15 protein-coding genes are annotated in these 16,351 nt (G+C 63.0%); 6 read left to right on the forward strand and 9 right to left on the reverse strand.

Going from position 1 to position 16,351, the window contains the following annotated elements:
• Nucleotide 1 precedes the first annotated feature (1 nt).
• On the forward strand, nt 2–667 hold the full coding sequence (locus BXE_RS39930; protein ID WP_011493838.1) for an amino acid ABC transporter permease: 666 nt from the start codon (nt 2–4) through the stop codon (nt 665–667).
• Entirely contained in the window at nt 664–1,410 is a 747-nt protein-coding gene (locus BXE_RS39935) for an amino acid ABC transporter ATP-binding protein (protein WP_011493839.1), read from the forward strand. Before BXE_RS39930 ends, BXE_RS39935 begins: the two co-directional genes overlap by 4 nt.
• Nucleotides 1,411–1,662: 252 nt before the next feature.
• Here the strand turns inward: BXE_RS39935 and BXE_RS47620 are convergent, their stop codons facing one another.
• The 3 genes from BXE_RS47620 to BXE_RS39950 form a co-directional block, all read right to left on the reverse strand.
• Nucleotides 1,663–1,806, reverse strand: a complete 144-nt coding sequence (locus tag BXE_RS47620; protein WP_011493840.1) for a recombinase — start codon at nt 1,804–1,806, stop codon at nt 1,663–1,665.
• Entirely contained in the window at nt 1,793–2,095 is a 303-nt protein-coding gene (locus BXE_RS39945) for a FitA-like ribbon-helix-helix domain-containing protein (protein WP_233518911.1), read from the reverse strand. The genes BXE_RS47620 and BXE_RS39945 overlap by 14 nt, the downstream gene beginning before the upstream one ends.
• Before the next feature lie 565 nt (nt 2,096–2,660).
• A complete protein-coding gene (locus BXE_RS39950) occupies nt 2,661–3,029 on the reverse strand; it encodes a helix-turn-helix domain-containing protein (RefSeq protein WP_011493842.1) in 369 nt (122 codons plus the stop codon).
• Between the two features lie 505 nt (nt 3,030–3,534).
• On the opposite strand from BXE_RS39950, the gene BXE_RS39960 reads away from it, so the two are divergent.
• The 4 genes from BXE_RS39960 to BXE_RS45030 all read left to right on the forward strand — a co-directional run bounded on the left by BXE_RS39960 (nt 3,535) and on the right by BXE_RS45030 (nt 7,369).
• The gene (locus tag BXE_RS39960; protein ID WP_011493844.1) at nt 3,535–4,206 is read left to right on the forward strand and encodes a hypothetical protein; all 672 of its coding nucleotides are present in this window, start codon (nt 3,535–3,537) and stop codon (nt 4,204–4,206) included.
• A 57-nt stretch (nt 4,207–4,263) separates the two neighbouring features.
• The gene (locus tag BXE_RS46815; protein ID WP_158340961.1) at nt 4,264–4,425 is read left to right on the forward strand and encodes a hypothetical protein; all 162 of its coding nucleotides are present in this window, start codon (nt 4,264–4,266) and stop codon (nt 4,423–4,425) included.
• Nucleotides 4,426–4,839: 414 nt separating this feature from the next.
• Nucleotides 4,840–6,135: an IS701-like element ISBfun4 family transposase gene (locus BXE_RS39965; RefSeq protein ID WP_011493845.1), complete on the forward strand. Its 1,296-nt coding sequence runs from the start codon at nt 4,840–4,842 to the stop codon at nt 6,133–6,135.
• 202 nt (nt 6,136–6,337) lie between these two features.
• On the forward strand, nt 6,338–7,369 hold the full coding sequence (locus BXE_RS45030) for an IS481-like element ISBxe4 family transposase (RefSeq protein WP_011493846.1): 1,032 nt from the start codon (nt 6,338–6,340) through the stop codon (nt 7,367–7,369).
• Nucleotides 7,370–7,447: 78 nt separating this feature from the next.
• On the opposite strand, the gene BXE_RS39975 is transcribed toward BXE_RS45030, so the two are convergent.
• The 6 genes from BXE_RS39975 to BXE_RS40000 all read right to left on the reverse strand — a co-directional run bounded on the left by BXE_RS39975 (nt 7,448) and on the right by BXE_RS40000 (nt 16,245).
• Complete coding sequence (locus BXE_RS39975) at nt 7,448–7,828, reverse strand: helix-turn-helix transcriptional regulator (RefSeq protein ID WP_040123693.1); 381 nt, start codon at nt 7,826–7,828, stop codon at nt 7,448–7,450.
• Nucleotides 7,829–7,953: 125 nt separating this feature from the next.
• Nucleotides 7,954–9,966 (reverse strand): hydantoinase B/oxoprolinase family protein, encoded by a 2,013-nt coding sequence (locus BXE_RS39980; protein ID WP_011493848.1) that lies wholly within the window; start codon nt 9,964–9,966, stop codon nt 7,954–7,956.
• A 20-nt stretch (nt 9,967–9,986) separates the two neighbouring features.
• Nucleotides 9,987–12,026, reverse strand: coding sequence for a hydantoinase/oxoprolinase family protein (locus BXE_RS39985; protein ID WP_011493849.1), 2,040 nt, complete (start codon nt 12,024–12,026; stop codon nt 9,987–9,989).
• 279 nt (nt 12,027–12,305) lie between these two features.
• Nucleotides 12,306–14,264, reverse strand: a complete 1,959-nt coding sequence (locus tag BXE_RS39990; RefSeq protein ID WP_040123692.1) for an ABC transporter ATP-binding protein — start codon at nt 14,262–14,264, stop codon at nt 12,306–12,308.
• A 38-nt stretch (nt 14,265–14,302) separates the two neighbouring features.
• Nucleotides 14,303–15,295 carry an ABC transporter permease gene (locus tag BXE_RS39995; protein WP_011493851.1) on the reverse strand — a complete coding sequence of 331 codons (993 nt, stop codon included), beginning with the start codon at nt 15,293–15,295 and terminating at the stop codon, nt 14,303–14,305.
• Entirely contained in the window at nt 15,292–16,245 is a 954-nt protein-coding gene (locus BXE_RS40000; RefSeq protein WP_011493852.1) for an ABC transporter permease, read from the reverse strand. The genes BXE_RS39995 and BXE_RS40000 overlap by 4 nt, the downstream gene beginning before the upstream one ends.
• Between the last annotated feature and the right edge of the window lie 106 nt (nt 16,246–16,351).

The raw sequence follows: 16,351 nt of genomic DNA on the forward strand, positions 1-16,351 counted from the left end.
CATGAATTATCATTTTCACTGGGGCATCGTTGGCCAGAACCTCGGGTATCTGCTCCACGGCATATGGCTCACACTCGCTGTAACGGCCGTCTCCCTCGCCGTTGCCATCGTGATCGGTCTCGTCATTGGCATCATGAGGATTTCCTCAAAAGGCGTACTCAAGCGAGTGGCAGGCGTCTATGTCGAGGTGTTCCGCAACACTCCGACGCTCGTCCAGCTCATCTGGGTCTATTACTGCTTACCCGTGCTCACAGGCATCAATCTGAGCCCGACGAGTTCCTGCATCTTCGCGCTGTCGATCAACAGCGCCGCGTATGTGGCCGAAATCTTCCGCGCCGGCATCCAGGCTGTCCCCAGTGGTCAGCTTGAAGCGGCCAGAAGCATCGGTATGTCCTATTCGAAGGCCATGCGCAAGATCATTCTGCCGCAGGCCGTCCGACAGATGATTCCGCCGTTCGTCAACGAATTCGTCTCGCTGCTCAAGTATTCTTCGCTCGTGTCGGTGCTCGGTGTAGCGGACCTGACCTATCAGGCACAGACCCTCAGCACGACCACGTTCCGGCCGATCGAGATATTTACCTTTATCGGCGTCGTCTATTTTCTTCTATGCTGGGCCATCTCTGCGGCTGCGCACGTTCTCGAACAGAAAATCAGGGTGATCGCATGAGACATTCTCCCGGCGACGAACCGATGGTCTCCATTCAGGGATTGAAAAAACGCTTCGGCGATCACGCCGTGCTCAAGGGCGTCGACCTGACCGTTAGCAAAGGCGAGGTGCTCGTCATTATCGGCGCGAGCGGTTCGGGAAAGAGCACGCTGCTTCGCTGCATCAACCTGATGGAAGTCCCGGATCATGGGCAGGTTAGCGTAGGCGGCGAGCCGATGGGCGAAATGGCTGGAGACGGCCGGTTCCGGATGTTTCCGGAGCGGATCGTCAACGCACGGCGTGCGCGCATCGGGATGGTGTTCCAGCACTTCAACCTGTTCGCCCACCTTCGCGTCATCGACAACGTAACCATCGGCCCAGTCGAAGTCAACCGGATGAGCCGTATCGACGCGCGCGAACTTGGCATGGCCATGCTCGAAAAGGTGGGTATGGCCGCAAAGGCTGATGCGTTCCCGTCGCAACTGTCCGGCGGACAGAAGCAGCGCGTCGCGATCGCACGGGCACTCGCCATGCGCCCGCGGCTGATCCTCTTCGATGAGCCCACCTCGGCACTCGACGGAGGGATGCCAAATCGCCCGGAAACCTTTTACAGGCAAGGCTCCGAAAAATCACCTTTCCGCTACCCATACTTCTACCCATATTCAAAAGGACCCGTTTTTCCGCTGTCTAGGAGGTCCGATCCCGATTTCAACCCGCCAAAATACGGTTCGAATCCCAATTCAACACCGCCCACGGATCGATGACTGCTATTTCACACCCGGAGAAATCCTTCACATTGCGCGGCCAGTGCGGCCCCTCTTGAACGCGCACAAGCAGCGATCATGGCGTCGAGCTGGCTGATCGGTCTCCCCGGGGTTTTTACGCGTCACCGCAATCCTTGCGTACCCGTCCGCCGCATCGTGGTCGAAGCCCAGAAGCCGGCCTGCAAAGTCCTCGGCGAAAATCGCATCGACTGCTAGACAACGCTCTCCTCCGGGGTGCCATCCGGCCGAAGATCAAAGACCGTAGAGGATGTCGGCACGGATTACTGTCGTCGTGAAAAGCGCCGCGCGCGGCTGTGCAGCTAGCCACGCCATCACTTCGACGCCAGGCAGACGCCTCAACATCTCCGACAGAACGTTCGTGTCAAGAACGATCATGCGCCGCAGTCCACTCCTTCCCGAATCCGTCGCGTGGCGGAAATTCCAGGTCGATGCCCCCGAGCGGCTCGATCCGGCTCCGGATCGATTCAGCCAGGTTGTGCTGAAGATCGATGGAGTCGGTCGAGAGAGCAGCACGGAGACTATCTCGAGCCTCGTCTCCTATTGATAGTCCATGCTGCGCCGCCTCACCGCGCAGACGCGCTTTCAGTTGTTCGCCAATATCTCGGGTCGTCGTGCTCGACATCTTGGCCTCCGTCATTGGCGGCACTTTAATCAATGATGGCATGATTTTCAACTGATGGTACTTGGCTGCTGCCTATGTTGACAGGACGCCGCAGACGAAAATGTGGTTCTCAGCGTGGCAAGCTCACGATTTGTGCGCGCCAATCCGGTAATTTGTGTCAATCCAGCGCTTCGCCCACTCGATGCCACGCCCGTAGGCTTGCTATCGATAGACCCGGTTGCCCGGATCAGAGAACACGAACCGCTCTCCGTCGTCACGTTCGATTACCACGACGGTCATCCGTAGGCCGAGTACGCCGACAATGATCGTGATGGCGGCGCAGTTGACGTGCTCATATGCGAGCATCTGCTTCAGGGTCTTGCTGGTGGGGCCGACGCGTTTCGCGATCTCCTTCGTGCCTTTGGCTTTTTGACGGCGTGGCCGAGGGACGTACGGATTTCTCCTGAGTCGCCGCTCTCGAAGGCCTCAGCGAGGTAGTGGCGGATGGTCTCGTCGTCGGTCAGCTACTCGGACGCGTCGAATGGTTTTGCTTTTGTCATGTGGTCAAAATAAAGAAGCCCGCGATGCTGGTCGGCGTGTCGCGGGCTTGGTGCCGTGAGTAGGGGTGTCAGGCGAACGACATTTCGAGGCTGATGCCTGAATAGTTCACCCGCGGTGCGACCTCGCGGCCATCGCCCTTCTCGAAGTACACAATGCCGTACCGCTCCATCGTCTTAAGCGTGCGCGAAAGGTTGGACTTGGCCCGTCCGGACGTTATGGACAGCTCCGTCAATGAAGCCGGATTCGTCTTGGCAATCAGAGCGAGCAACGCCTGATTTTTTCCCGACAGCACTTGCGCGAACGACTCAGGCGACGAAAACCAGATCTTCGGCTCGTCAGGTGACGGCTTGTATTCGCCCCGCGCGATTGCCATCGTCCGGGCCTTGAATTGCTCCATCGGGGCAATCCCGACTTTCAGGATGTGTTCGTTAGTCATCGCTCTCACTCCTTTCCTTCATCACTGTTCGACTTCGGTCCAGAAGTCTGCAAGCAGTCTCGCGGCATCCATGTAATCGTAAAACCGGATGCGCTCGCCAGCGTGCTTGTGGTCGTACTCGATCCGCGTCCGTGCGCCGGGGCCTGCACCCATCCCTGACCGGATGCGCGTTATCGAATCCCAACAGACGCGTACCCTTCTCATCGTGCAACGTCAGGGAATATTTCAATCCGTGTGGGCGCTCCGGTGATACTGCGATGCGCGCTACTTCAAATTTCACCCAGCAACACCCGGTATCGTCGACGGTGTACATCACGCCGTCCAGCTCGAGCAGGGTGTCCAGGCTGTGGTCTCGATCTGTCATGGCCTGTATGTTATCATCGGATGACAACTAAAGCAAAGAATGCCCCGATTCCCGGGAAAACCCGAGCACGCGCGGCCTCGATGGCCCTTGCACCGCCTGCGCAGCCTCACACCGCTGACCTGAACTCGACTGGAATGAAAGATGCCGGTAATCAGAATCGCAGTTGATGAAGACGATCCAGACGCTGGCCGGTATGCGGCTGCAGTAATGGCTGCGACGCTCGCGATGGCGGCTGAGCCATTACCGGAATTGCCGGCGCAGGGTAAGCAGAGCAAGCCCGAAAAACCGCTGCCGGAGAACAAACATCAGCTGACGCGCAAGCAGCACGTCTTTCCCGTGCGCAGCATCGAACGGTTTGTCGATCAAGGCGGGCGCGTCGCCGTATTCGACATGCTCAGGGTCAAGGAGCGCCCTGCTCGACCGGAGGACATCGTGTTTTGCGCGCGACGTGCATGGGACCAGCAGACAGAAGATGACATGACGCAGATCGAAAACAGATTTCAGGAGGTCGTACAGCCGATCACTGAAGGCCTGATCAACACGATAGCGCCCGAACACAAGCCCGCGATCGATGCCATGTTTGCGCTTTGGGTTATGCGGACACGCTTCCGGGGACTTGCTGCCCAAGAACTTCAACTGTTCGGTGTTCCTGCATACGACATGAGCAAGGCTCGCGCGGAGCATTTGGAGAGCGCTGATCGCGTGTTCGTGAGAAAAGGGGGAAAGGTACCCACGCGGCAGATCAACGGGGCACAACTGCGAATGCGTGTGAGTGGTTACACGCGCGATCTTGCCGCCGCGCTCGGCGGATGAGGCGTCGTTCATGCGCAAGCTGGCGAATTCATTGTGCCGGACGTTCCGACGCTCAAAATGACCACCTTCCTCCCGCTGTCCCCGATGTTGGCCCTCATCGGTGCCGTCCCGGATGGAGATATCGTTGAAGAAAGCGTGGCGGAAATAAATAGCCTTCTCAAGGCAGGTAGCCAAGAGTATTACTTCGCACATGACCTGGTGAAACGCCCGTTTTTTTAGCTGCTCACTTCGCGAGACCGGCCCATCAGTCGGAACTCGACATAGGCCAAAACCTCCGTGTTTCCCGGAAGTACGCGCATAAGGAAGGCACGAAGCGCGGGTGGCAGAAGTCACCGAAGGCCGCTGCTGTACCGCAGAAGGCGCTTGCGATTGCTTTGGGTGGAGAAGTCGAAAGGCCTGCGCATGGCTCGGATCGCGCCGCCTTTGTTGACCGATCGGCTGAAATGTTTTCGGATACCGACGACGCTGACACACAGCCCGCACAAACCGCTGCTGAAGCTCCCCTGGATCAGGCCCCGATCAGCCTCAACCCGCTAACCAAATGACTTTGTTCGATATTTAACCGGACACTACTACTGTGTCATAAAATTCATGTCATTATAGGAGCTTCTTCATCCTTTACATGAGGAAGTGATGAACTGGGAGACTTCGTTCGACGAGTACCTGGAACACCTATGCAAGGTAGTCGGGCACAGTGATCGCCGCGCCGGGCTGACTGGCTATTGCAGGGGGCTGATGCGGCCACTCGGGCGCAAGAGCGTCGAGCCGTTGGCAGCCCATCTGGAGCCGCATCGCGTAAGCGCGCGGCACCAGTCGCTGCATCACTTCGTGTCAAAGTCGGAATGGTCTGACGCCGCGCTACTCGAACAGGTGCGCCGCTGGGTGTTGCCGCACATGGACCCGGCAAAGGGCCTGTACTGGATGATTGATGACACGGGCTTCCCGAAGAAAGGCAGGCATTCGGTCGGCGTAGCGCGGCAATACTGCGGGCAGTTGGGCAAACAGGATAACTGCCAGGTTGCCGTGAGTCTGTCCGTAGCCACCGAAGCGGCGAGCCTGCCCGTCGCTTACCAGCTTTATCTCCCACAGGAATGGACCGACGATCCGACAAGACGGCAGCAGGCCGGCGTGCCCGATGAGATCGGGTTTGCGACCAAGCCCCAGATCGCGGTCACGCAGTTGCGCGAGGCACGGCAAAGCGGTGCCCCGGACGGGGTTGTACTGGCCGATGCGGGTTACGGAAACGACACCGCGTTTCGCGATGCCCTTGGCGAACTCGGCCTGCAATATGCGGTGGGTATCCAGTCGGGCACCCGCGTGTGGCCACCAGGCCTCGCCCCGCTGCCAGCCGAATCCTCGCAGGGCAAGGCTGGCCGGCCGCGAAGCCTGCAGCGCCGCATACCAGGACATGATCCCGTCCCGGTCAAGGACCTGGCGCTGGCACCCGAACCATCCCGCTACCACACGGCTTCATGGCGCGAAGGCACGCGTGCCACACTCAGCTCGCGATTTGCGGCTGTTCGGGTTCGCGCCTCACACCGCGATTACTGGCGTGCTACCCCACGCGACGAAGAATGGCTGCTGATCGAGTGGCCCAACGGGGAGTCTGAGCCAACCAAATACTGGCTTTCAACATTGCCCGATGACACACCAGTAGAACGTCTGGCTTACGTTGCAAAAATGCGCTGGCGCACCGAGCGCGACTACCAGGATCTCAAGCAGGAGTTCGGCATTGGCCACTTCGAGGGACGAGGATGGCGCGGGTTTCATCACCATGCATCGCTGTGCATTGCCGCTTATGGGTTCCTTGTCGCACAACGCCTCATTCAAGGGGGCAGTAAAAAAAACGCCGAAATCCGCAACCCGGTTGCCTTACCCGCGGACTACGTCCCACGCGGCTCCCCAGCGCGCGCAGCGACACGTACCTGATTCGATCGCAACGTTGCGCTGGTGCATTGCTGTCCACATCTCCAGGCAGCTGCAGCGATGTCCGTTTTGCTGCGCTACTTCAGATAACTTTATGACACAGTAGTACTACTTGTCTGGTTGCGGAACGTCATTGGGATCAGGTAGCATGGGCTGTAGCCGAGTACGCGTGGTGCTTTCAACCTGTGATTGATGAGGTGCGGGCATGATGCAAATCCATCCCCAGGCTCGAACGACCCCTGTGGTACGAGCAGAAATCGCACGATCCACGGAACCAACGAGCGTCGTCGCCAGGCGCTACGGCATCAGCGCTGAGACAGTGCGCAAATGGCGTAAGCGCGGTGAGCAGGCATGCCAGGACCGATCGAGCAGACCCAAACGCCTGCGATGGCGTGCTAGTGAGGAGGAACGCGCCATCATCTGTGCGGTGCGGCGTGCTACGGGCTTCCCCCTTGACGACCTGGGCTTCGTGCTGGGCCATTTCCTGCCGCATCTCAATCGCGACAGCATCTACCGCGTGCTGAAATCTGAAGGCCTCAACCGGCGCCCTCCAAAGCCGACGTCACTTCCTGAGAAAGGTCAGGGGCGCTTCAAGGAATACGATCTCGGCTACGTCCATATCGACGTCAAACACTTGCCAAAGCTGCGCACCGCTGACGGCGAGGTGCGCAAGCGCTACCTCTATGTCGCCATCGATCGCTGCTCTCGCTTTGTGCACCTCGCCGTTTACGACGCCGAAAATACAACCAATGCAATCGCCTTCCTGGCACAAGCGCGAAAGGCCTTTCCCTTCCGCATCACCCATGTGCTGACGGATCGCGGATCCTGTTTCACCGCTGATGACTTCGAGCGCGCCTGCGCGAAACTCAAAGTCACCCGTCGCGTAACCAAACCCTATACGCCACAAACTAATGGCATGGTCGAGCGCTTCAACGGCCGCGTCGCAAGCGAAGTCCTTGGCATCAACATTGCCGGCCATGCAGATCTTGAAGTCTTGTTGAAAAGCTTCAACCGTGCCTACAATCGACGACGACAGCGAGTCCTTAAAGGAAGCTCACCCATCGACAAAGTCGACCAACGTCTCAAGCTGAACGGATGCCTTGCCAACCCGCTCTACAAGCCCCCAGCAGACCAGGAATACCTTCTATCTAAAGTAGACCGAATCTTGGTTTACGCCAATGAGGTCTCGCAACCAGACAACTACTGCCTTGCTGTATATTTCAAATCGATGTTATAGGGGTCGGACGCATAGCCTGCGTGTTCCGGCAAGCGGACGCGACGGCAGGCATTGCCGCGCCGCTTCACTCATCTCACCTCACCCGAGTGCCCGCTCCGATTCCGGCGACGCCACGAAATGCCCCGGTGTAACGCCAACCACGCGCCGGAAATGCCGGCCGAAATGGCTCTGATCGAAAAACCCGACCTCGGTCGCGACCGCGCAAGGCGGAACGCCGTCGCGCAACAACCGCCGCGCGTGCCCGATCCGCACCAGACACACATAGCGATGCGGCGGCATGCCCACCTCCTTGCGAAACAGCGTCGCGAACCGCGACACGCTCAGCCCTGCCGCGGCTGCGAGCGTCGCTAGACTGACCGGCTGTGCGAACGAACTTTCGATCAACACGATGCTGCGCCGGATCGCGCGTGACATCGACGCCGATGAATTGCCTGCCGCGTAGTCGACGACTCCGCCCATGTCATCTTCCCCTTGCGCTACGTTGTCAGGCGCCGATTGTCCGGTTGCACGGATGCGTTGCCTCACTGCGCCGTTGCCGTTGCCGCCGTTGACCACCCCACCCCCCCGCATCGATAAGCCCCACGCTATGCCACCTTCAATGTCGCGTACGTCTCGCACAACTGAGCGAATAGTCGATGTACGAGCGCAGCATTGCCGTCATCGGTCTCGCCTCTCGCGGTGCGTTCCGCGAGGTTCGCGTCGAGTGCTTCGAACAACCGGTGCTTGATGAAATGCCGCCATTGCACCGGCACGCGCGCAAGGATGTCAGTCAACGCGACATAACGTTCGTGGGTCCATTTCGCCTCGAACGCATCGCGGTACGGGCCATACGTAAACTCAGGCACTTCCGCACCGGTGAGGCGTCCACGCATCGCATGGCGCAACGCGTCGGTCGCTGCTTCATCGACCGCATCGCCGGCCAGCACGACGCCGTAGACTTCACGCGCTGTGTCCGCAGACACATAGCCGCGAAGCACGTCGTCGCGTACCCGCTGCGGCTCGCGATCGACAGGCCATCCATAGCCGCCCGCGCCCGCGCCGATCAGCCGGATCACGTCGCCCGGCATGCAGACGACCAGATCGTTGTTGTCCAGCTCTTCCGCATGCGGCGTATCCGGATTGCGCGTGAAGCGCGCGTTCGCGCCCGCGTGGCCGCCGCGCACGCCCCACGACGCAAACCGCGTGCGGTCGCGGTTGCGCGCGGTGACGAGCGTATTCGGCGAAAACACCTTGAACTCCATCACGAGCCCCTGTCCGCCGCGATACTGTCCCGCGCCGCCCGAGCCCGGCGCCACGCCATAACGCAGAATGCGGATCGGCACTTCGGCCTCGTTGATCTCGACCGGCGTGTTGCGCAGAAACGCGTTGTTCGCGCCAGAACCATCCTCGCCGTCGTCGTTGGGACCGCCGCCCGCGCCGCCGCCAATCGGCCCGATTGACGCCATCACGGTCGCGCCTTGCGCGCCCGTCGTCTTCACGCTGAGGATCGACAGCCCGCCCGCCGGGCACGCACCGAGCCGCTCGGGCACCGCCTGCGAGAACGCGCCGAAAGTCAACAGATGGGTCAGTTTGCAGGTCAGACTGCGCATGCCGACCGCGGCCGGCGCCTGCGCGTTGACCACCGTGCCTTCGGGCAGGATGCAGCGCGCGACGCGCAGCATCCCCGTATTCAGCAAAATCTCCGGATTCAGCGTGTACAGCACGTAGACGAGTCCGACGAGCGCGAGCGCATGCCGTTCGCGTCCGCCTGTAGGCATGTTCAGCGACGACTGCAATTGCGGATCGCTGCCGGTGTAGTCCATTTCCACGAGGCCGTCGCGGATGCGCGCGGTCAGCGCGACGCGCATCGGCTTGCCATTGACCGAATCTTCATCGGCGAATTCGGCGAAGAAATAATCGCCGTCGGGAATCGCGCGCAAGATGGTGCGCGCCTGTTCCTCCGAATAGTCGAGCAACGCGCTCATTCCGGCCTTGAAGCCATCGATGCCGAAGCGCTCGACGATCTCCAGCACGCGGCGCTCACCGGTATGCAGCGACGCCAGTTGCGCATGCAGGTCGCCGGTATTCTGGCCGGGCACGCGCACGTTGGTCGCCATCAGCCGGATCAGCGACTCGTCGACTACGCCCTTGCGCACGATCTTGCACGGCGGAAACCGGATGCCCTCCTGCTGGATCTCCGTCAGCGTGCGCGACAGCGAGGCCGGCACGGCGCCGCCCATATCGGTGTTGTGAATATGGCCGCCGACGAAACAGATGATCTCGCCGCCGTAAAACACCGGCTTCCACAGTACGATATCCGGCGTATGCGTCGCGACGAAGCCGCTATACGCATCATTGGTCATGCCGATGTCGCCCGGCTCGTAATCGTCGATCATGCCGATCACAGCGCTGTAATCTAGGCCGACGTACCACGTCGCGCCGAGCGTTTTCGGCGACGCGAACGTGAGTCCCTCGGGCGTCGTGATCGCGCATGAGAAGTCTTCCGTCTCCTTCACGAAGGTCGAATGCGCGGTGCGCACGAGCGTGTAGGCCATGCTCTCGGCGGCCGCCACGCAATAGTTCGCAAAAATCTGAAGCACTGCCTTGTCGAATTGCATAAGTTCGGCTCCCTGTGCGGTCAAATGAGCGTGAAAACGAGGTTGCCGAAGCGGTCGACCCGGCCGCGAAAACCGGGCAGCACGCTGGTCGTGCAATCGTCCTGAGCGACCACCGCGGGTCCGTCGAACTGCTCGCCCGCCTTGAGGTCCGCGCGCCGGTAGAGCGCGGCGTCGTGAAACTCGCCATCCATGTAGACGCGGATCGTGCCCAGCGGGACCGGCGCGCCGTCGCCCGCCGCTATCGGCACCGGCACCGGCTTCGGCGTCGCCGCGCTGATGACGAGACGCAGCGCGATCACCTGCACGGTCGCGCGCACGTCGCGGTGCCCGTACAGTCGCTCGTGCTCGCGATGGAACGCCTCGGTCAGCGCGCCGAGATCGCCACCCGCGAGCCACGCGGCGTCGAGCGGGGTGTCGATTTCGAACGACTGGCCCTTGTAGCGCATATCGGCAGAAACGATCAGATTCGCGCGCACGTCGTCGCCGACCTGTTCGCGCAGCCACGCGCGCGACGCCGTGTCGAGCGCATGCAGGTCGTCAGCGAGACGCGCGAGCGTGCCGCTATCCAGGTCGTAGTAGGTGGTTTTGACGAAGTCGTTGCGGGTGTCGGCGATCAGTCCGCCGAGCGCGCTCAGCACGCCCGGCGCGGTCGGCACGACGATGCGCTCCATGCCGAGCGCCCGTGCGAAATAGCACGCGAGCATCGGCCCCGCGCCGCCGAATGGCAGCAACGCGAACGCTCGCGGATCGATGCCGAAGCGCGACACGATTCGGCTGACGCCGGTGTACATGCCAGACACCGCGACATCGACGACCGCCTCGGCCGCCGCATACACGCCGATGCCGAGCCTGTGCGCGAGCACCTCAATCGCGCGATGCGCGGCGTCGTGATCGACGCTCACCGAGTTGTAGCCGAGGCTCGCATTGCCAATTACGCCTAGCACGACGAACGCGTCGGTGATCGTCGCGCGGGTGCCGCCGCGTCCGTAGCACACGGGTCCGGGATTCGAGCCCGCGCTTTCGGGCCCAACCTTGAGCACGCCAAAGTCGTCGACCCACGCAATCGACCCGCCGCCGTCGCCGATCGACGACACCGACACGGACGGGATATGAATCTGGAAATCGCCGATATATTCGCCGCTCGCATACTGCGGCTCGCCGTCGACGATCAGCGCGACGTCCGCGGTCGTGCCGCCGATGTCGAGGCTCATGCAATGATCGATGCCGCTTTGCCGCGCGACATAAGCCGCGCCAATCACGCCGGACGCGGTGCCCGACAGGATCATCTGCACGCAGTTGGTCTTGCCCGCCTCGGCGCTCATCACGCCGCCGTTCGACTTGGTGACCTTCATGTCGGCGGTGATGCCGGTCTCGACCAGCGCGCGTTGTAGCGAACTCAAATAGTGCGACACCTTCGGCTGCACATAGCCGCCGATCACCGCCGTCGACGTGCGCTCGTATTCGCGGATGATCGGCCACACGTCGCTCGAACAGGACACGAAGAAGTCCGGCATCGCGCGCTCGATCAGCGCCTTCACCGCATGCTCGTGCGCGGGATTGCGGTACGCATGCAGCAGCGCGACCACCACGCCTTCGCAGCCGGACTGCTTGAGCCGCGCGAGCGCGTCGAGCACGCTCGCTTCGTCGACCGGCGTCTCGACGCTGCCGTCCGCCGCGAGCCGCTCGACCACGCCGAACACGCGCTCGCGCGGCACCAATGGCCCGGGCCGCTTCGACAGCAGGCTGTACATGTCGGGGCCTTTCAGGCGCGCGAGATCCAGCACGTCCTCGAAATGCCTCGTGGTGATCAGGCCGAGCCGCAGGCCCTTGCGCTGCACGACGGCATTCACGCCGACCGTCGTGCCGTGCGTGAAGTACATCACGTCGGCGGGATCGATGCCGTCGCGCTCGCGCAGCTGTTCCATGCCGCGTAGCACTTCACTGCCGGGGCTATCCGGCCGCGAGAACACCTTGAGCGTTTTAAGTTCGCCCGACGCATCGTCCAGCACTGCGAAATCGGCAAACGATCCGCCGATGTCGACTCCGATTCTCAAGCCCATTGACCCGTATCCTCGCAAAATGTCCGGCAATCGCGTGCCCCGGACGAGACACACCGCGCCCCTGCCGCGCAGCGCAGCGCAGAGGGAGCACGTACAGAAACGTTGATTCGCAGTAACGGTGCGCGTCGTGTGTTCGAGTTACGTGCGCAAACCGGGCGGCACGCTGCTCGCGTTGCGCGCGCAGGCAACCGACGCCTGTCAAGCGTCCGCACTACCCGCGCAAGCGCGGGCACGCACACGCACTGCCGCACGCACCGCGCGACGCCCACTCGGATACCCTCAACCCCGCACGCTCGCAGACTCCGCGAGCACGGCCACGGCCGCCGCGTCATCGCCCGGCATGCTCTGGTATTGCTCCAGTTCCGCCTCGCTGCGATGACACAGCACCTGCGCGCCGCTCGCGAGCGTGCGCTCGGTCGGCGCGGTGCGATTGCAAACCCCGTCGATCCGCATCGGGCAACGCGCGAGAAACGTGCACAACTCCGGCTCGTGCGTCGCTTCGCCAATCGGCGGCAGCGCGCGATGACAACGTTCGTCCGCTTCCTCGAGCCACCCCGCGCGCAACTCCGGCGCGGACGACACGAGCAGATGCGAATACGGGTGATACGGCGGTGCCGACAGCGCGTCGCGAGTGCCAGTCTCGACCCGGTGCCCCGCATACAGCACGACGATGTCATCGCTGATCGCGCGGACCTTGGCAATGTCGTGCGTGATGAACAGGTACGACACACCGAGCTTTTTCTGCAGATCGCGCAGCAGTTCGAGGATCGCCGCGCCGACCACCGTGTCGAGCGCGGACGTCACTTCGTCGCACAGGATCAGTTGCGGTTCGGCGGCGAGCGCCCGCGCCAGATTCACACGCTGCTTCTGTCCGCCAGACAATTCGCCGGTACGGCGCTGGGCGAGTTCGGCGGGCAGCCGCACGAGATTGAGCAGTTCGGCCACGCGGCGCTTCGCGGCGTCGCCCTTCATGCCGTGATAGAACTTCAGCGGCCGCGCAAGCGTGCGCTCCACGGTATGGGTCGGGTTGAGCGCGGTGTCGGCGTTTTGGAACACGATGTGGATGCAGCGGAACTGTTCGCGGCTGCGACGGCGCAGGTCGGCCGCCAGCGGCTTGCCGTCGAGCAGCAGCGTGCCGCGCGCCATCGGCACCAGTCCGGCGATCACCTTCGCGAGTGTGGTCTTGCCCGAGCCGGATTCGCCGATCACGCCGACCGTCTGTCCGCGGCCGATCACGAGGTCCACGTCGTTCAGGATCACCTTGTTCGGCCAGCCTTTCGCATTGGTGCCGCCGTAACCGGCGGTCAGACGGCGCAGTTCGAGCAGCGGCGCGGCGGCTGGCCGAGGTTGCAGCGCGGACCCGTCAGCCACCGCGGTCGCGGCCGTACCCGCCGGCACCGGCGCAAACGGCATATCCGGCATAACCGGCGTAACCGCGGCAATCAGGCTCTGCGTATAAGGATGCGCCGGCGCATGCAGAATCTGCTCCGTGCGGCCCGTTTCGCGAATCTCGCCGTTGCTCAGCACGACGATCCGATCCGCCATCTGCGCGACCACCGCCAGATCGTGCGACACGTAGACCGCCGTCATCCCGCACTGACGGATCACGCGGCGGAACGCCTGCAATACGTCGATCTGCGTGGTCACGTCGAGCGCCGTGGTGGGTTCGTCGAGGATCACGAGTTCCGGATCGGTGATCAGCGCCATCGCCGCCATCAACCGCTGCAACTGTCCGCCCGATACCTGGTGCGGATAGCGCCGCCCGATCGTCTCCGGTTCCGGCAGGGCGAGCGCCCGGAACAGTTCGACCGCCTTTTCCTGCGCCGCGCGTTTGGCGAGCGTGCCGTGAATCAGCGCGCTTTCGATCACCTGGTCCATGATCGTGCGCGCCGGGTTGAACGCGGCGGCCGCGCTCTGCGCGATATACGCTACCTTGCGGCCGCGCAGGTCGGCGAGCGCTATCGGTGACAACCCGAGCACGTCGGTGTCGCCGACCTGGATTGCGCCGCCCGCGATCCGGCAGCCGCTGCGCGCGTGGCCCATCAGCGACAGCGCGATCGTGGTCTTGCCCGAGCCGGATTCGCCGATCAGCGCGAGCACCTCGCCGCGCGCGATCTCGAAGTCGATGTCGTGGACAATCGTCGTATCCGGCTCGCCCGCACGGCTGCCGACCACGCGCAACCCGCGCACCTCGACGAGATTCGACGACGGCAACGGCGCGCCGCCCGATCTGGCCATGAAGGCCGCATGGGCACGTCTGAAAAGATGGGCCTTCATCAATGACCTCCATCGGCATCGGCCGCGCCTTTGAGGCGGCCCCGGTGCGGCAGCCCGTCGATCAGCAGGTTCACGCCGACCGTCAGGACGGCGATCGCAATAGCCGGCAGGATCACGACCGGCACGCCTTCGCCGAGACCGGCAATGTTCTCGCGCACCAGCGACCCGAGGTCCGCATACGGCGGCTGCACACCGAGCCCGAGAAAGCTCAGGCTGGAGAGCAGCAGCACGACGAACGTGAAGCGCAGTCCGGTGTCGGTGAGCATCGGGTGAATCATGTTCGGCAGCATCTCGAAGCACGCGATGTACAGCGCGCTTTCGCCGCGCGCCTGCGCCACCTGCACGTATTCGAGCGTGCCGATGTTGACCGCGAGCGAGCGCGCGATCCGGTACGAGCCCGGCATGTAGCTCACCGCGGCCGTCATGATCAGCAACGGCAGCGACGAACCGAACGCGGCGACGATCATCAGCGCGAACATCTTCGACGGAATCGATGTGACCGCGTCGAGCAGGCGGCTCATCGTTTCGTCGATACGACGGCCGGCGACGGCCGCGAGCAGCCCGAGCATGGTCCCCGTGAGCGCCGCGAGCAGCGCGGCGGCGAGCGCGAGCACGACCGTCAGCCGCATCCCGTAGATGATGCGGGTCAGCATGTCGCGGCCGAGGTAGTCCGAGCCGAGCGGCAACTTCGCGCTGAAACCGGCGAACACGTCGGGCGTCAGAATCGCGCCGACCGGATGCGGCGCGATCCACGGTGCGAACGCGGCGACGAACAGCGCGGAGCCGACCATCGCGAGGCCGATCCAGCCGCCTGTCGACAGGTTCATTCGCTGCGCGACGCTGCGCCGGCGCACCCGCTGCGGTGCCGGGCCTCCACCGCTGCCCCACGGGCGGCCGGGCTCGGTGCCTTGCGGCAACATGCTGCTGCGGTGCACCGGTTCGAGCGCGCCGAGCCGGTGCGGCGTTTGGGAAGAAGGTGGAAGTATCGTCATGTCCGCAGCCTCGGGTTGGAGATGATGGCGCACAGGTCGGCAAGCAGCACGAGCAGCAGGTAGCCGAGACAGAACAGCAGCGTGCAGGCCTGTACGAGCGGAAAGTCGCGGTTGCTCACCGCATCGACCATCAGGCTCGCGAGGCCCGGATAGTTGAAGATGGTCTCGACGACGATCACGCCGCCGAGCAGATACGACAGGCTCAGCGCGACCGCGTTGGCGATCGGGCCGATCGCGTTCGGCAGCGCGTGGCGCAGCACCACGCGCGCGGGGCTGGCGCCCTTGAGCATCGCCATTTCCACGTACGACGAACTCAGTTGCTCGATCACCGCCGCGCGCGTCATCCGCGCCATCTGCGCGATGACCACCGCGCAGAGCGTGACGACCGGCATCGCGTAGGCGCGCAGAAAATCGTGCAGGCTGTCGATCTCGCCGCTATACGACAGCGCCGACAGCCAGTGCAGCTTGACGGCCAGCACCAGCACCGCGAGCGTCGCGATCAGGAACTCCGGCGTCGCCACCAGCGACAGCGTGCCGAGGCTCACAATCCGGTCTATCAGCGACTCGCGGTTGACTGCCGCGAGAATGCCCGCCGACACCGCGATCGGCACCGACACGGCGGTCGTGATCGCGGCGAGCGTCAGCGACTTCGGCAGACGCCCTTCGATCAATTCGGTCACCGGCAGATTGTTCGACAGCGACACGCCGAAGTTCGCGTGCAGCAGGCCGATCAGCCAGTGGATATAGCGCAGCCACGCGGGCTGGTCGAGGCCGAACTGCTGGCGCAGCGCCGCGACCGTTTCCGCGGTCGCCGACTGGCCGAGCGCGGCCTGGGCGGCGTCGCCGGGCAACAGGTTGGTGATCACGAAAATGATGATCGAGACGATCAGCAGCGTCAGCGCGGTGACGGCGACACGCCGGCCGATCAACTGGGCGATGTTCCGGTTCATGGGCAGGACCTCCTCGGTTGCGCTGCGGGATGGCTGTGGTGTTGCCGCGGGTTGCCGTGGTGTTGCGCAAGGCCAGCCGCCGCGCTCGCGCGCGCCGGCTTCGTGC

It is taken from the genome of Paraburkholderia xenovorans LB400, assembly GCF_000013645.1.
Classification (GTDB): Bacteria; Pseudomonadota; Gammaproteobacteria; order Burkholderiales; family Burkholderiaceae; genus Paraburkholderia; species Paraburkholderia xenovorans.

Excerpts from the sequence above, each read along its gene's own strand:
- BXE_RS39930 (WP_011493838.1), top strand. The coding sequence starts at position 2 with ATGAATTATCATTTTCACTGGGGCATCGTTGGCCAGAACCTCGGGTAT.
- BXE_RS39935 (WP_011493839.1), top strand. The coding sequence starts at position 664 with ATGAGACATTCTCCCGGCGACGAACCGATGGTCTCCATTCAGGGATTG.
- BXE_RS47620 (WP_011493840.1), bottom strand. The coding sequence starts at position 1,806 with ATGATCGTTCTTGACACGAACGTTCTGTCGGAGATGTTGAGGCGTCTG.
- BXE_RS39945 (WP_233518911.1), bottom strand. The coding sequence starts at position 2,095 with ATGCCATCATTGATTAAAGTGCCGCCAATGACGGAGGCCAAGATGTCG.
- BXE_RS39950 (WP_011493842.1), bottom strand. The coding sequence starts at position 3,029 with ATGACTAACGAACACATCCTGAAAGTCGGGATTGCCCCGATGGAGCAA.
- BXE_RS39960 (WP_011493844.1), top strand. The coding sequence starts at position 3,535 with ATGCCGGTAATCAGAATCGCAGTTGATGAAGACGATCCAGACGCTGGC.
- BXE_RS46815 (WP_158340961.1), top strand. The coding sequence starts at position 4,264 with ATGACCACCTTCCTCCCGCTGTCCCCGATGTTGGCCCTCATCGGTGCC.
- BXE_RS39965 (WP_011493845.1), top strand. The coding sequence starts at position 4,840 with ATGAACTGGGAGACTTCGTTCGACGAGTACCTGGAACACCTATGCAAG.
- BXE_RS45030 (WP_011493846.1), top strand. The coding sequence starts at position 6,338 with ATGATGCAAATCCATCCCCAGGCTCGAACGACCCCTGTGGTACGAGCA.
- BXE_RS39975 (WP_040123693.1), bottom strand. The coding sequence starts at position 7,828 with ATGGGCGGAGTCGTCGACTACGCGGCAGGCAATTCATCGGCGTCGATG.
- BXE_RS39980 (WP_011493848.1), bottom strand. The coding sequence starts at position 9,966 with ATGCAATTCGACAAGGCAGTGCTTCAGATTTTTGCGAACTATTGCGTG.
- BXE_RS39985 (WP_011493849.1), bottom strand. The coding sequence starts at position 12,026 with ATGGGCTTGAGAATCGGAGTCGACATCGGCGGATCGTTTGCCGATTTC.
- BXE_RS39990 (WP_040123692.1), bottom strand. The coding sequence starts at position 14,264 with ATGGCCAGATCGGGCGGCGCGCCGTTGCCGTCGTCGAATCTCGTCGAG.
- BXE_RS39995 (WP_011493851.1), bottom strand. The coding sequence starts at position 15,295 with ATGACGATACTTCCACCTTCTTCCCAAACGCCGCACCGGCTCGGCGCG.
- BXE_RS40000 (WP_011493852.1), bottom strand. The coding sequence starts at position 16,245 with ATGAACCGGAACATCGCCCAGTTGATCGGCCGGCGTGTCGCCGTCACC.